Source organism: Stenotrophomonas sp. (assembly GCF_059505245.1).
In genome coordinates, this window is record NZ_JCACKF010000024.1 from 12,270 (window position 1) to 26,719 (window position 14,450).

A 14,450-nucleotide genomic window follows, 5' to 3' on the forward strand; every position below is an offset into this window, starting at 1 on the left:
TCAGCGGCACCGTCAGTGCCAGTGATTAGGTTTCTTGGAGATTTGAAAAGTATCGCGCATTCAGTTGATATCGCTAGTTCGTTTCAAGCTATAGGCGTGCATTTCGGTAGAAGAATGTACTTAGACAGGGGCGCAGGGAAGTCTACGTGGAGCTCGACCGCTACAGATTTTTGCGCGTGGGCACTGATCAATAGGACGGAAGTTCTCTAAGTAATCATCGAGGCACCGTGTAGTAGGGAGGCGCGTCCCTGACTGCCCCGGCGTCCAGCAGATGCGTGCCGATTGCGACATTGAAAGGTACTATCCCGTCTCGAGGCCATTTGGCCATACGGATCAGATGAGACAGGGAAGCAAGGATGGCGTACTGGTGGGTGAACCAGAAGCGGACGTTTGATCGGGCTGTTAGGGCGGGGTACTTGTGGTCGCCGAAGACCAATGTGGAAGGGAAGACAAATCCCTTCTATGAGCACATGACCCAGGTGCGTCCAGGCGATGTGGTTTTCGCTTTTGCCAATTCTCATATCAAGGCTGTCGCGATCGTCAATGGGGCGCACTATGCAAAAGATCGCCCTGATGACTTCAAAAAGACGGACAACGAATGGCGTAGGGACGGCTGGGCCGTTCCGGTGGACTATCACCTGATGGAATCGCCGCTAAAGGTGAGCGAGCATATGGCGAAGATTCGGCCGCGTCTTCCGATGAAGTACTCGCCGCTGAAGCCGGATGGCAAGGCTAACCAGGCCTACCTGTTCCCAGTGCCGCCGGAAATGGCTACTGAGCTTTTGTCGTTGCTCAACGTTGACATTGATGACCTGAGCGCTTGGCAAGAGGAGGTGCGAGTCAAGGAGATCAAGGACGACAAAAATATTGGGGAGACAGTGAAGGCCCAGCTGATCAATGCCAGAGTGGGACAGGGAATCTACCGTAAGAACGTGAGCGACATCGAAAAGGTCTGCCGCGTTACCGGCACGAGTGAGCCCAATTTTCTCATCGCTAGCCACATTAAGCCCTGGGCGAAGAGCACCAACTCTGAGCGCCTTGATGGAAGCAATGGACTGATGTTGGCGCCCCATATCGATCGGCTATTCGACCGTGGATACATCTCGTTTGAAGATGACGGCCGGCTAATTCTGAGCAAGCAGTTGCCGGAGGCATTGCGCTTGAGGTGGGATGTGGTGCAAAAGATTCCGAGCGTTCCGTTCTCGGCGGCGCAGGCCTCGTACCTGAATTACCATCGGGCCGTACTGCTGCGTAAGTAAGAAATAGTCACCGGAGGCAGGCATCTCCGAATCGGGGATGCCTTGTGGAACCCGCAAGGGTGACTTCCAACCGACGTCAGCCGATAGCACGTGGATGACCAGCAGCTACGTGACACATGGCCAGATCCAACTGGGCTATTCCCGCACGTGCAACCGCTCAGTCACCTGCGCAGTCAACGCCACACACGCCATCTTCAACCCCTCCATAACCCGGTCTCCCAGATACTCCTCGGGCGCGCCATTCTGCCGAGTCCGCTCCGCAGCCAACATCAGCTCTGCCACCACGCGCAGGCCTGCCAGCGCGCAATCTGCATCCGCTAGCTGAAGACACCGCCCAGGCAGTTGATGCCGCTCCGGCCAAGGCTGGCCGTCCGCAGCTGCACCGGTTCCGATGCGGCGCAGCGTGGCGACGAAAGCGTTGGGATCGACGGAACGTTCGCGCTCGGGCTCGGCGTTGTCCGGATCGTACTGCGCGTGCAGGAAACGGAAGTCCGATGTGTTCATGGCAATGCTCCGTACAGGACAGATAGCAGCGCCACCAATAAAGGTGGCGGACGGTGCGGGCTCGAAAACCGGTAAATGCCAGACCGGCGGGCCCGAAGGCCCCCACGCACCGCCCGCCATGGAACGCGAACGGATTGCCAGCCGACGCCACATGAAAGGTGACGTCGGCTGGCAAGCGCATACAGCTGGCATAAACACGGGTTTTCGAGTCCCGCGCCACCCTTTTCCGGTGGCACGTCAAGGTGTACTCGCATGATTGCGAGATGCCAAGAAACCGTAGGCCGCAGAGGCCGCAAATGCTGACGCTTACGGCATTGTTGCATGGCGCAGGCGTGGCAGAACCCTTGCGGTGCAGTGGTTTCGGTCGGTGTTAAGTTACCGCCCGAATGCGCATTGAAAAGCACGGTTTGCAGCTGTTCGGGATCCCAAAAGCGACACGTAGCCCACAGGGCCCAGTCGCGCAGCGTGTCGATTGCGACACAACTTAACTTTGCAGCGCCACGCCCGGCCGAGGCCACAGCGCATCGTCGCGCTCCAGGTCGTAGTCGCTGCCGAAAGCCAGCGCCGGATCGCGTGGCGGAAGGTCTGCGTAGCAACTCAGCAGGTACTCATCCATGCCGGCATCGCGATGGTCGATGGCGAACAGGTGGAGGAGCTCCTTGTCGAAGGCTTCCAGCCATGCGGGGTCGATTCTGGTCATGGGTATCCTCCAGTGCAGGAGGAAGAATGGTCTGCCTCCGTCTCAGGGGATGCGATGAAGGGCAGAACCTGCTTCTCAGTCAGCACAGGGTGGCGTCAGCGGAAACCGTGAGCCTGTCGCATCTGCCTCGAAACGACCAGGCCAAGAGGGGTAAGCTCCATCTGCGGTGTCATTGAAGGGAATCCAGGGACGCAAGCGATGAAGCGAAGCCCCACGCAAGGCCCTCAAGCGGGCCAGTTCTACTTGTTCTCACCAGATCTGGAAAGCAGCCGTCCTTTCCGGGGCGCCGAGGTTGAGAACCTGTCGGTGTTGCTCGATCCACCGCGCATCATTCTGCGCCCGGACAATGGGGGTTTCCCGGCGCTTCGCGAGAAGCCACGCATCGTCTTCGATGCTTCCAAGGGCCCTGAGCCACGTGACCTGGAGGGCGGCTTCAGCGGGTACTGGCTCGTCTCGGAACGGCTATGGCAGGTGATGAATTCTGTGGATCCGCATGCGTTCGACTTTGTTGAGTGTGATGTCCGCCTGGCCGATGGCACAGCTATGCCACGGCGTTTCCTGTGCGACGTGGTGCGTGAACTGGACGCGATAGACGAGGAGCGTTCAAGGCTGGATATCGAGGTCGATGAGGACTTCGTCAACGGAAAGTTCTATTCGATTGCGGGCGGGGCGAGTCTGGCCATTCGCTCTGAAGTGGTGCGAGATGCGCATGTCTTTCTGACTCCATTCAGCACCTTCGTGATCGCGAGCCGCGAGTTTGTTGATGCAGTTCGCGCGGCGGGGCTTCCCACGAATCCTCGGGATAGCGGCATCTCGTTCGTGGATGCTGCGGAAATCTGACCTTGGGGAGCAGACAACTGACGGCAAACCAGCTGCGACGTGTTGAACGGCCGCACGGTTCAGTCAGGCACGCCCGACTGTAGCCACCGCCCATCGTCCAGCTGCAGGTCGTAGTTGCTGCCGAACACCAGGACTGCCTCGTGCGGTGGAAGGTCCGCATAGCAGCCCAGCGGGTGGTCGTCCAAGCCGACCTGGCTATTGTCGATGACGACCGAGTGAAGGGCTCCCATTGGACGGGTGATCTACGTGTAATGGATTTTCGCTGTCATCCGATACCGGCTGCTGCAGACCGGGTTACAGGAAGTACGCCCATTCAGCACGTATCTTTAGGATTGCGAGTATTTGCTCCGTGACCGGCCCCCGGTAAGCTGTGTCCAGTGCAGGAATCAGAATGAGATGGAGATAGCGCATGGATTCGACCTCAGCTAATCATCCCCGGAAGGGGGAGTTCTTTCTCCTTGAGGCCGGTGCAATCAGCGGCCCTGCATGCGGGGTCGTCTTCGAGAATCTGGATTGTCTGCTGTCGCCTCCCCGCATGATCCTGCTACCAGAGGAGGGGGGCATTCCACCACTCCGCGAGGTTCCGCGATTGGCTTTCAATCCCAGCGTAGGCGCACCGCCACGGGATCTGGAGCCGGGATTCAGCGGATACTGGCTGGTCTCGAAGCGACTGCACGACGTGATGATTTCCGTTGATCCTCACGCCTTCGCCTTTGCGGAAGTTGACTATCGGCTGGAAGATGGTAGCCAAGGCGACCGCCGCTACTTGTGCACTGTGATCCGGATAATTGATGCGTTGGACGAAGGTGCTTCCAAGCTTTTTATTGATACCTCCGAAGATTTCATCAACGGGAAGTTCTACGACCTGGGTGGTGGTGCAAGTGTGACGTTTGATCGTGGCGCGCTCGGCGAGGCGCACGTCTTCAAGACACCTTATACAGCCTCTGTCTTTTGCGACCACGTGTTCAAAGACGCAGTGGAAAGCGCTGGCGTGGCTACTGACAATGATGCCGATGGCATGTGGTTTATTGACGCTGCAGATATCTAGCCGCTTTGCAGCTGCTGAGCAGGAAGGAGCCTGATCGATGCCTCGCAATGGACCTCACTTTCAAGACCATCACGCCATCGAGCAGCGCACACTGGCGCGTAGTCCGCTGCTCAGGATGCTCGCCGACACCGGTCATTTTGATATCCACGCTCCGGAGAATCGGATTTTTCTCCCAGCTGATCCGGCGTTCGCTCAATCTCTGGGAGTTACTCCGCACAGCGGTGGCCCTATCGCCGACTATCAGATTGGACTTCTGCAACGTTTGCGTCGACTGGAGCAGACGCCCGACGGAGTGGCCGCGTTCAACGGAGACGCTGCCGCACAGGCGCGGATTTCCGGGCGGATAGAGGCACTGCGCGACACGGTACGGGTCGGCCTGATCAATGGTGATCTCTACACCAACGCTCCCTATGGTCTGAAGCCTGACGATATTCGGCCGCAAGTTCAGAGCTTCTTCTTCAACGAAGCCCGTTATGGCCAGTTAAACGCCGCCCAGCTTCAACAGCTTAGGAGCTTCACGCCGATCGATAGCGGCTGGGCGGGTGTTACCCATTCGGAGCATCGTGTAGTGGCCACGCTCCGGCACGTTCAGTCATCTCCCAATCCCCTAACACGTGGAGGTGGAGCGGAGTTGCAGCGTCAAGGCCTTTCGGAGGCAATCTCCAGCGCCTACCACGGTGGCAGGCTGAGCATATCCTCAGAGGGAGTCTTGGTAGTCGAGAATGCTCTGGGTAAGGAAGCGGCAGACCCATTGCGCATCCCGCAAGGTCAGCGAGGATTTGCAACTTCCAGCATCCTCCTCGGCGAAGCCTCCACCAGCCAACTGATCCGCTCCGGCGGCCTGCTCGCCTCCGGCGCCGACGCCGTCATCACCGCCCGTCGCACCTCGCAGTTGCTGGAAGAGGGCAACGGCACCGCCGCTCAGTCCGAGCTCACCCACGCCCTGGCACGCAACGGCGGTGGCTGGATCGGTGGCATGGCCACGGCGTCGGTGATCGGCACGTCGAGTTTCGTCCCTGCGGCCATCGTCGCGGGCGATGCCCTGCTGATGAGCAAGGCGTTCGACAAGGGCGCCGATCTGCTCGACAACCGCGCCATTTACCGGCAGACCGACAAGGCCGGCGTCACGTGGCAGTTCGATGGCCTCAACTGGCAGCGCCAGGCGGTCATGGACAGCGCGGGCGATGGCCTGGGCAATCCGGCTGAGCGTAGCGTGGGTGCCAGTTACGAGAAGGCCCGCGAGCTGGGCGCATACGCCCATGTAAAAGCGGTAGAGCTGGCGCTGGGCAAGGCAATGCCGCCGCAGGATCCTTTCAGTATCCCGGCAAAGGACGGCGAGGGCCGTCTGGACAATCCCAACTGGCACCGCGATGCGCAGACCCAACAGTGGATGCGGCAGGTCAAGGTTGGCGTGTCCGGCGCCAACGACCGGGGTGTGTATGAGACGCAGACCGCCAGCCCCGAGCGCGCCAACGAGTTGAACCGCGAGGCGGTGCAGCGCATCGAGAACAACATCGCCAACGGCAAGGCCGCCATTGCCGCCAGCTATCTAGAGACCTACGCCGCTACCCGTGCCAGCGACTTCGTGCCGTTGGTGCCGGAAGCAGTGGAGCAGGCCCGTGCCAAGCCCGACGCCGTCCAGGGCTCGGACAACCAGCTCTACCAGCGCGACGAAGCAGGGCAATGGCACCATGCTGGCCAGATCGCGCAGGGGAACATGGCGCTGGAGCTGGAACTGACCCGCACCATCCAGCAGCCGTCGCTCGATCAGTTCAACCAGACCATCGCCGCATTGGACGCGCGGCCATTGCCGTCGGCGGCGGAAGTGAACCAGAACGAGCTGCGCCACAGCTACTACGCTGCGGGCGTTGCGCTGACCCCGGCGTGGGAGCAGGCCATTGCGCTGGCCACGGCGCGCACGCGCGAGCAGCACGGCATTACGGGTCCCACGCTGCAGGAACTGGGGCCTGTAGCCGAGGGCAACGCGGGCGCGTCCCGGCCCATCACCCATTACCAGGTAGGCCAGGATGGCGTGGCGCGTACGGTCGCGACTACCAGCACGCAGGAGCTGCAGGCAGCGTGGAATGAGGTGCGGGCGCGTGCCAATGAGCAGGCGCCGTTGCCGGACTCGCCCGAGCTACGCATTGCCGCGCTGTCGGCGAGTGAGCAGGAGGCGTACCGGCAGGCAATGCAGGAGGCAAATCGGCTGGGTGCTGCGCAGGTGGATGCAGGACAGGCTGCACGAGCGGCCGCGCAGGTGGCACATGGCGGCAAGCCATCTGAGCAGGATGGGAACGTGGAAGTGCGGCCTGAAGAGCCGGCCACTGCGCAGCCCATCGCGCCTGCACCGGTTGCGGCGGCGCCGCCAGCGGTAGCGGTCACGCCGCCGCCTACGCCCGCGCCGCAGGATAAGCCCGAGCCACAGCGGTACGCCGAGCAGCGCGAACCGCCGCGGCGTGAGGCGGAGCCCGAACCTCAGCTCCATCCAAACAGCGAGGCGCCCCCCGAAAACCGTACCGCCTCACAGACGCCGGAGCCCGTGGGGCTTACGCAGGCGCCCACGGCCGCACCTGAGCACGCGACGCCAGACGCTGCCACGCCTCTGGCAGCGGCAACGCAGACGGTGCCCACTCAGCGCACAGAGCAGGCATCGGAGCCGGAACGGATAGCCCCGGTGCCTGCGGTTGCTCCCACTCCAAAGCAGGACATGGCAGTGCAGGAGGTGGAACCGGCGCCCTTCAAGGAGCCGCTGCCTGCTGAGCCTTCGCGCGATCCATGGCCTTTGGAGCAGGAAGCGCCACAACACGTGCCAGAGCCCGAACCGGCTCCGTTGGGTGACCACCAGCCCGTCACTGCGGCTGTCACTGTTCCCGCCGAGCCCACGACAGCGCCAGGCCCTGAACCGGCCGCGCCCGCACCGGATGAGGCATCGGGCCCGAACCGGGCGCTGCAGGACCCCACGCAGCCCGGCCACCCCGATCACGCGCTGTATCAGCAGATCCGTGAGGGCGTGGAAGCGCTGGACGCCAAGCACGGCCGCAGCTTCGATGAAGTCAGCGAACGCATGACCGCCAGCCTTCTGGTACTGGCCAAGGACAACGACCTGGAACGGGTGGACCATGTGCTGGTGAGCAACGCTACGAGTGAACATCCGGCCGGGCACATGCTGTTCGTGGTGCAGGGCGAACCGAGCAATCCGGCGCATCAGCGCGCTGCGATGCCGACCGAGCTGGCGGCGCAGACATCAGTTGAAGAGTCACTGCAACAGTTCGACTCTGTCAGCCGTGAAGCGCATCAGCGTGCGCTTGCGAATCAGATGGACCAGCAGCTGGAAGACCAGCGGGTGCAGCACGAGATACAGATTCGTGCGGCGAGCATGTGATGAGCCAGGCACGCGCTGCACTGGCGACCTGCAGGAAGGGCTGAAGATGACGCCACATGGAAAGCGCCGGAACTGCGGGTTGCCTACTTGCGCAGGCCCAAATAAGGCAGCCTCGCCACTGCCGGCACGCCGAGTGTAACGGGCAAATCGGCGCGACAATCTTCCGATAGAGGGGGATCGTATTCATCTGTCTCCCCCTCCGAACTGGACCGCGTAGACGCAGGTTCTCGCTGTATCACCTTCATCGGAACGATAGGTCAACAGGCTGGTATCCATACCCTGGCTACCACCGGTGATTGGGCGCCGATACTGCCTGATGCCCCCTCTCTGAAATGGCACTTCTCCTCCGGTCCTGTATCCGAGGGCTTCGAGGGCTCGTCCGGCACTTTCGGCTTCCCAGTAGCACACGCCATTCGGAGCATCCGTCACTGGCTGCTTGCCCAGCTGATAGAAGATCACCTCTTGGCTGGGAAACTCACGTGCCGACTCAACCGACAGATAAGACGCCCCATAGTTGTAGCCGTCCGTCGTTGCCAGGTCCTTTGCGATGTGCCTGATGCTGACCTTTTCGTCTGGCACAAGCGAGACACCGATCGCCGTGCCGAACTTGTCCGGACTGATATCCGCCGGTGACCTGAGCAAATCCGCATAGGCGAGAATCCGCTTCTGCAGCTCGGTCATGGAGATGCGGGCAGGGTGCGTATCTGCGGCAGCGGCACGTTCATTGACGGCAGACGTATCGGGCGATTGTGCACATGCAGATGTTAGCGTGAGCATGGCTGACAGTCCGAAAAGAGCACCAATGTGAGCTGCGCGCGGCATAGCTTGAGGTAGCTGCGGCCGAAGCAATCTGGTCATGATGGCGGAGAGCAAAGCCGAAGCCTCCTTCGTTGTGATGCCCATCGGTGAGTCCCTGACGGTGTTGAAGGTACTGTACGACCCGGATGAAGAACGCCGGGATCTCCATTCATTGCGATTGAACGCGATAGCGGCTCAGAAGATCACGCACGCTGGTTTCCAGGCGCTGCCAGTCGCTCAGCATGACGCGTGCATAGTTCATCTCGATGGCGATGCTATCGCCCACATCCACGATAGAATGGCGGCACATTGCGATCTGGCCCTCGCCGGCGCGTTCAAGTGTCTTTCCCTGAACGACAAGTCCGTCAGGAATGCGGTCTGCCGGGTCGCAGCTGATGAACGTTGTCAGTTGGCCCTCCGTCGAGCGGGTCACATACCAGTCTGGTTCCATTCCTGGGTTGTGCACGTAAGGCCTGTCCAGCGCAGCCTCCGAGTCCTTTGCATAGGCTTCCATCAACGATAGGTCAATCGCATAGGGCGTCAGACCCCAGCGTTCGGGTTGTGCAACGCGTAGCGCGAGGTTTTCTACCGGGTCCCTTCGCTCCAGCGATCCCGGCGCGCTGGTGGCTTCACTACTGGACCGACGTGCCAGATAGTTCTGGATGGGAACGCGATCGATGTATCTAAGCTCGACCAGCATCTGCCGCCGGCTGTCCTGCGTGCTGCGTACCGGGCGATCACCAGGAGGCGCTGCATCGAAATCAGGCCAGAACACCGTGAGCATGACGCCCCCATCGGCCAGGGGACCAGTCTGGTTGTAGTAGAGGTTGGCCGGGAACATGAAGCGGTGCGGGCCAAGCCGAGCCTCCACGGGCTGCGTCGTGTAGGTCTGTCCGCCCACCGTGCGTGGGCTGGTTGCGCTTTCGCGCATGGGGGTTCCGTTCGGGTCCTCTTCCGTGGATGGGCCCTTCGCGCAGGCGGTGGTGCTCAGCACGGCCACCAGAGCGAAGGAGGCAAGCCGGCAAGCCGGTGCTCTGCTCATGGGCGATTCCCTTGCATGATCGAAACGACTATAGAACGGTGGAATGGCAAGCTCCAGTCGCTGCGGCGACCTTGCTTGCGCCCGGGTCCATTACTGCATGCTGGCTCACATATTCAGCAAGTCGCGATCGACGCCCTCTCTTCCTCCACCTGCCCCCCCATCCCACCTATGCCATCATCCAGCCAGGACCGCAGCACCCATCAAGGCTGAACAGGCATGGAGCAGGCAACACGCTACACCGCAACGCTGTACCTGGCCGCCCCCGGCACCCCGCTGAAGAGCGGGGGCATCTCGCCGCGCGGCCACATGTACCTGCAGGTGGCAGCAGGCGACGAGGCACACAGCTACGGCTTCGCACCGCCGCGCCAGGCGCCGGGCGAAACCCGCTCCGGCGTGCAGTACGCGCAGGTTCGCCACGATGATGCGGACGAGCATCTGGACCCGTACTACAGCCGCACCCTGGAAATCACCGAGGAGCATTACGGCGGCCTGCGTGATTTCGCTGAGGAACCGGCCGAGTTCGAATTTGATGTGGATCGCCCGGCCACCATCAATCGCTGCAGCGATTTCGTCTGGGCGGCGCTGCATTACGCGGGCCTGCATCCGCTGCCGGCGCCGCTGGATGGCGGCAGCAACCTGGGCGAGTTCGCGGTGCTGTTCAACCTGCCGGAAATCCAGTGCATTGCCGCGCCGTTCCCGGGCAGCGACCTGAATGCCGAAACCCATCACGCGATGCCCGAGCGCGAGGCCGAGCACCATCGCCAGGGTGACCGCGCCAGCGATGAGCCGCCACCGACGCCGATCGAAGTGGCCGGCACGCTGCTGGACCCCTCACATCCGGACCATCGCCTGTTCTCGCAGCTGATCCAGAAAGTGGCCGAACTGGATGCCGCGCACGGCCGCCCGTTCGATGCGGCCAGCCAGCGCATCAGCGCGAGCCTGCTGGTGCTGGCCAAGCAGAACAATCTCTCGCGCGTGGACCACGTGCTGCTCAGTCGGCCGACCCAAAGCAGCCATGCGGCAGAGAGCATCTTCATCGTGCAGGGCGACCGCAACGACCCCGGGCACCGCCGCGCCAGCATCGCCACCGAAGTGGCGGCCAAGACGGATGTGGCCGATTCGCTGCGGTTGAAGGAGCAATGACGCGGCCACTGCGGCGGGGGGCGGTGGTACTGGCGGTGCTAGGCGCGCTGGCGGCATGCCGTGCGTCACCAGCGCCTGAGGTTGCGCCGCCCCCGCTGACGCGCGCACAGGCCGAGTCCCGCACAGTTGTGCCGTTCACGCGGGCCGTGCAGTTGCAGAAGGCCGGTCGGATTGCCGAGGTCACGTTTGATTTGCCGGCACCCCAGAAGCCGGCCATTCCGATTCTGAACATCGGGTTGCGGCTGCAGGATACCGACGCGCGACGGCTGCTGGATGCTTCGGAGAAGATCACTCTCGGACGTTTGCCAGCGCGGCTGCGCCTGGAGCGGATTGATGGCAGCTCGGCTCGTCATGTACAGCTCTGGCAGCGTACCCGCGATGGACGCGACTCGCAGAAGATCGCCGATGATGGCGTGGTCACAGACCTGACGACGGGGAGTGTGGACATCAATAGCTTGGCCGAGGCCGGGTTGTACTCTGAAGACGTGCTCTATCGCACGCTGCAGCTGGCGCAGGTCGGAGGCATTGCACCCGGGCGCTACGTTCTGCGGGTCGACCTTGTGGAGGATCGACCCCAGCTGGATGGCCTGAAAGCAGAATTGATCGTTGGCTACCAATCACTAGGAAAGTAGACATGCACAAGGACGATGCCGAACGCTACAGCGTAACCATCCATCTGGCGGCCCCCGGCACGCCGCGCTACGGCCGTGATGCCGAGGGAAACAGGTTTCTGCTGGAGCCTTCGTTCGCGGGGCACATGTTCCTGTCGCTGCGCCGTTCGGGTGAACCCTTGCCGGAGAGCATTGGTTTCACCCACGCAGGCACCAAGGACGAGCCGAACAGGGGCAAAGTCGATGACATGGACGTGTCGGTCTACGACAAGCCCCGCTTCGAGCGCACGATCGAGATCAGCAAGGCGCAGTACGACCGCATCCTCGAGTTCTCGGCAGACCCGAAGAAGCACGGGTTCGACATGAACTACGACTTCTTCTCCAACGCCTGCACCGATTTCGCCTGGGGTGCCCTGAACCACGCTGGCCTGCGTCCGGTTGGGCTGGCCGGGGAGATCACCAATTACGAGGGCGCCACCAGGGTCCTGGACAACATCCGCGCCGTCAACGCCATTCCGCAGCAGGTGAAGGGCAGCGAGCTGGACGGGGTGCAGTGGAACCCGATGCCGAAGCAGACGTTCCGCGAGTGGATGTTCACCGAGAACGGCGAGCAGTGGCGCGGCAACAGCACCCTCGCGGCAAGCGGCACGCCCGCAGACCCGGCGCACGAGGATCATGCCCGCCTCAACCAGATCCACCAGCAGGTGGCCGACCTCGGCGCTTTCGGTGCACGCAACGGCAATGTCAGTGCCAGCCTCCTCGCGCTGTCGAAGGAGCAGCAGTTCTCGCGCGTGGACGAAGTGGTGCTGGGCGAGCAGCGCGGTGATACCGCGCCGAAGCTGTTCATCGTGCAGGGTGACCGCGGTGACCCGGCGCACCAGCGCGCCAGCATGCCGGCGGAGCTGGCAGCGCAGGCACCGGTGGAGGCCTCGTTCGAACGGGTCGCGCAGTTGCAGCAGAACCTGCCGCAGCGCGATGTGCAGCGCCTGCAGGAAGAGCTGCAACTGCAACAGAGCCACGGCCCACGGATGGCATAGCCGGCGGGCAGCGCCAAGGTCGAACGTCGGCCATGCCGGCGCACGCCACGCCCCCCACCTGCTACCATTCCCCGGCAACCCCAGCCAGCCCACCCGCGCAGACAGATGCAGGTCGGGCCGTCGCAGTACGGCCCAGCGAGCCAGGACACCTTCCCGTGCCCATTCAAGGACGCTCGCATGTTCCGTACTCCTCTCTTCCGCTCGGTCGCCCTGGCCGTTGCCGTTTCGCTCAGCCTCGGCGCGCCTTCTGCATTCGCTGACAATGCGCCCGCCGCCAGCGCCACCGCCGCCGTGCAGCGCCAGGCCGTGGCCAAGGGCCTGTACGAGCTGGCCTACAGCCCGAAACAGAACGCCGTGTTCGTGGCCTCCTCCGGCGGTTTCGGCGATGACGCCGGCCCGGCCCAGGTGCTGCGCCTGAACCCGGCCACGCTGGCCGTGGAAACCCGCATCCCGCTGGAGCGCAAAGCCTTCGGCGTGGTGCTGGATGACGCCCACAACCGCCTGTACGTGGGCAACACCGTGGACCTGTCGGTGACCGTGGTCGACACCGCGCAGAACAAGGCCGTCGGCACCATCCAGCTGATGGAGAAGAAGACCGGCAAGGACGGCAAGGCTGCCTACACCCACGACCTGCGCGAGCTGGTGGTCGACAGCGCGGCCAACCGCCTGTACGTGACCGGCCACAGCAGCCAGCCGGACGTGAGCAGCGTGCTGTTCGTGATCGATACCACCACGCTGAAGGTGATCAACACCATCGATGGTCTGGGCAATGCCAAGGCACCGGGCCTGGCGCTGGATGCGGCCAACAAGCGCGTCTACACCAGCAACCTGCTGGCCGACCTGGTGGTGGTGGGCACCGATTCGAACAAGGTGGTGGCGCAGCATAAGATCGCTGCCGAGCAGCCGATGAACATCGCGCTGGACCCGGCCGGCAAGCGCCTGTTCGTGACCGACCAGGGCTCGGAATTCCTGCGTGGCTACCAGGCCAAGAGCAGCGGCCTGGTCAGCAAGCACCCGGGCCAGCGCGTACTGGTGCTCGACCGCAGCACCGGCAGGGAACTGGCCAGCATCCCGACCGATGCCGGCCCGCTGGGCATCCTGCTGGATGCACCGCGCAAGCGCCTGTACGTGACCAACCGCGAAGCCGGTACGGTTACCGTGTACAACAGTGACAGCTACCAGAAGGTGGCGACCTACAAGGTGCCGACCCACCCGAACAGCCTGGCGCTGGATGCGAAGAACAACGTGCTGTTCGTGAGCATCAAGAACGGCGAGAAGGATGACAAGGGCGCTGACGAGAGCGTGGCGCGCATCCAGCTGTAAGGCGCTGACGCAAGGCCCCGCGCCGTCGCGCGTCGCATGAGGAAGGCAGGGCGCAGGCTCTGCCTTTTTCTTTGCCCGGTTGCAGTGCAAGAGGCTGCCCGCTAGGGTTGAACCCCATGGCAGGGAGCCAAAGGATCTGAATCATGCTGGCTATCCGCCGCTGGCTGCGCGTCGGCCTGGTCTTCACGCTGGTGGGTGCACTCGGCGCCTGCAGCCGCATACCGGATGCACCGGAGCCGCTGGATCTGGTCAAGCCGATCAACGTGGCCGAGTCCGACCAGGCGGTGCGGTTCGAGTTCGAGACGAATGCCCGCAACTTCCACCCGGGTCGCACGTATGCGCTGGAGCTGGAGTTGCAGCGCCAAGAGACGCGAAAGCCCGACGAGCCTGACGTGGGCACAATGCGGATCCCGTTCGAGGTGACCCTGCAGCAATGGCGTGCTGATGCCTGGAAGGATGTTCCCACCTACGACAGCTATCAAGCCGGGGTGCTCAATGCCGGTGAGCAGCTTCCGGAATGGCATGCATCCAGCGAATGGCGGTATACGTCGCCGCACATGGGCAGTGATGGCCAGTACACGCTGAGCCTGGTTGCTCTGCCAATGGAAATTGACTCCCGCTACCGCGTGGACGTGCGTACGGTGCAGAGGACCGAGGCACTGCAGGGCTACTCGGCCCGTTTTCGGATCCATGCCGCCCGACCCGCTGGAAAGTAATCAATCGCCTGGTTGCTACGCCACTGGTCGCTCGCCAGGATAGGTAC

Annotated in this window: 14 protein-coding genes; 9 read left to right on the plus strand and 5 right to left on the minus strand. The window is 62.7% G+C overall.

All coding sequences use genetic code 11. From position 1 onward, the window contains the following. The first annotated feature begins 356 nt into the window (after positions 1-356). Complete coding sequence (locus AC5JLE_RS10305; RefSeq protein ID WP_496065275.1) at positions 357-1,259, plus strand: HNH endonuclease; 903 nt, start codon at positions 357-359, stop codon at positions 1,257-1,259. Positions 1,260-1,394: 135 nt separating this feature from the next. Here the strand turns inward: AC5JLE_RS10305 and AC5JLE_RS10310 are convergent, their stop codons facing one another. Both AC5JLE_RS10310 and AC5JLE_RS10315 read right to left on the minus strand, forming a co-directional pair. Continuing rightward, positions 1,395-1,763, minus strand: coding sequence for a hypothetical protein (locus AC5JLE_RS10310; RefSeq protein WP_496065276.1), 369 nt, complete (start codon positions 1,761-1,763; stop codon positions 1,395-1,397). Positions 1,764-2,247: 484 nt separating this feature from the next. Next, a complete protein-coding gene (locus tag AC5JLE_RS10315) occupies positions 2,248-2,463 on the minus strand; it encodes a hypothetical protein (protein ID WP_496065277.1) in 216 nt (71 codons plus the stop codon). Positions 2,464-2,661: 198 nt separating this feature from the next. On the opposite strand from AC5JLE_RS10315, the gene AC5JLE_RS10320 reads away from it, so the two are divergent. Continuing rightward, on the plus strand, positions 2,662-3,303 hold the full coding sequence (locus AC5JLE_RS10320) for a DUF1629 domain-containing protein (protein WP_151354663.1): 642 nt from the start codon (positions 2,662-2,664) through the stop codon (positions 3,301-3,303). A gap of 59 nt (positions 3,304-3,362) precedes the next feature. Here the strand turns inward: AC5JLE_RS10320 and AC5JLE_RS10325 are convergent, their stop codons facing one another. Continuing rightward, positions 3,363-3,533, minus strand: coding sequence for a hypothetical protein (locus tag AC5JLE_RS10325; protein WP_496065278.1), 171 nt, complete (start codon positions 3,531-3,533; stop codon positions 3,363-3,365). A 179-nt stretch (positions 3,534-3,712) separates the two neighbouring features. On the opposite strand from AC5JLE_RS10325, the gene AC5JLE_RS10330 reads away from it, so the two are divergent. Further along, a complete protein-coding gene (locus AC5JLE_RS10330) occupies positions 3,713-4,351 on the plus strand; it encodes a DUF1629 domain-containing protein (protein WP_496065279.1) in 639 nt (212 codons plus the stop codon). Between the two features lie 37 nt (positions 4,352-4,388). Continuing rightward, positions 4,389-7,733, plus strand: coding sequence for an XVIPCD domain-containing protein (locus AC5JLE_RS10335; RefSeq protein ID WP_496065280.1), 3,345 nt, complete (start codon positions 4,389-4,391; stop codon positions 7,731-7,733). A gap of 183 nt (positions 7,734-7,916) precedes the next feature. Here the strand turns inward: AC5JLE_RS10335 and AC5JLE_RS10340 are convergent, their stop codons facing one another. Then, the gene (locus AC5JLE_RS10340; RefSeq protein WP_496065281.1) at positions 7,917-8,636 is read right to left on the minus strand and encodes a hypothetical protein; all 720 of its coding nucleotides are present in this window, start codon (positions 8,634-8,636) and stop codon (positions 7,917-7,919) included. A 64-nt stretch (positions 8,637-8,700) separates the two neighbouring features. Next, positions 8,701-9,573, minus strand: coding sequence for a hypothetical protein (locus AC5JLE_RS10345; RefSeq protein WP_496065282.1), 873 nt, complete (start codon positions 9,571-9,573; stop codon positions 8,701-8,703). Positions 9,574-9,789: 216 nt separating this feature from the next. On the opposite strand from AC5JLE_RS10345, the gene AC5JLE_RS10350 reads away from it, so the two are divergent. The 5 genes from AC5JLE_RS10350 to AC5JLE_RS10370 all read left to right on the plus strand — a co-directional run bounded on the left by AC5JLE_RS10350 (position 9,790) and on the right by AC5JLE_RS10370 (position 14,403). Beyond that, on the plus strand, positions 9,790-10,716 hold the full coding sequence (locus tag AC5JLE_RS10350; RefSeq protein WP_496065283.1) for an XVIPCD domain-containing protein: 927 nt from the start codon (positions 9,790-9,792) through the stop codon (positions 10,714-10,716). Then, positions 10,713-11,348 (plus strand): hypothetical protein, encoded by a 636-nt coding sequence (locus AC5JLE_RS10355; protein WP_496065284.1) that lies wholly within the window; start codon positions 10,713-10,715, stop codon positions 11,346-11,348. The genes AC5JLE_RS10350 and AC5JLE_RS10355 overlap by 4 nt, the downstream gene beginning before the upstream one ends. Positions 11,349-11,350: 2 nt before the next feature. After that, positions 11,351-12,364 (plus strand): XVIPCD domain-containing protein, encoded by a 1,014-nt coding sequence (locus tag AC5JLE_RS10360; protein WP_496065285.1) that lies wholly within the window; start codon positions 11,351-11,353, stop codon positions 12,362-12,364. 177 nt (positions 12,365-12,541) lie between these two features. Then, complete coding sequence (locus tag AC5JLE_RS10365; protein ID WP_496065286.1) at positions 12,542-13,687, plus strand: YncE family protein; 1,146 nt, start codon at positions 12,542-12,544, stop codon at positions 13,685-13,687. Between the two features lie 143 nt (positions 13,688-13,830). Further along, positions 13,831-14,403, plus strand: a complete 573-nt coding sequence (locus AC5JLE_RS10370) for a hypothetical protein (RefSeq protein WP_496065287.1) — start codon at positions 13,831-13,833, stop codon at positions 14,401-14,403. Positions 14,404-14,450: the final 47 nt, after the last annotated feature.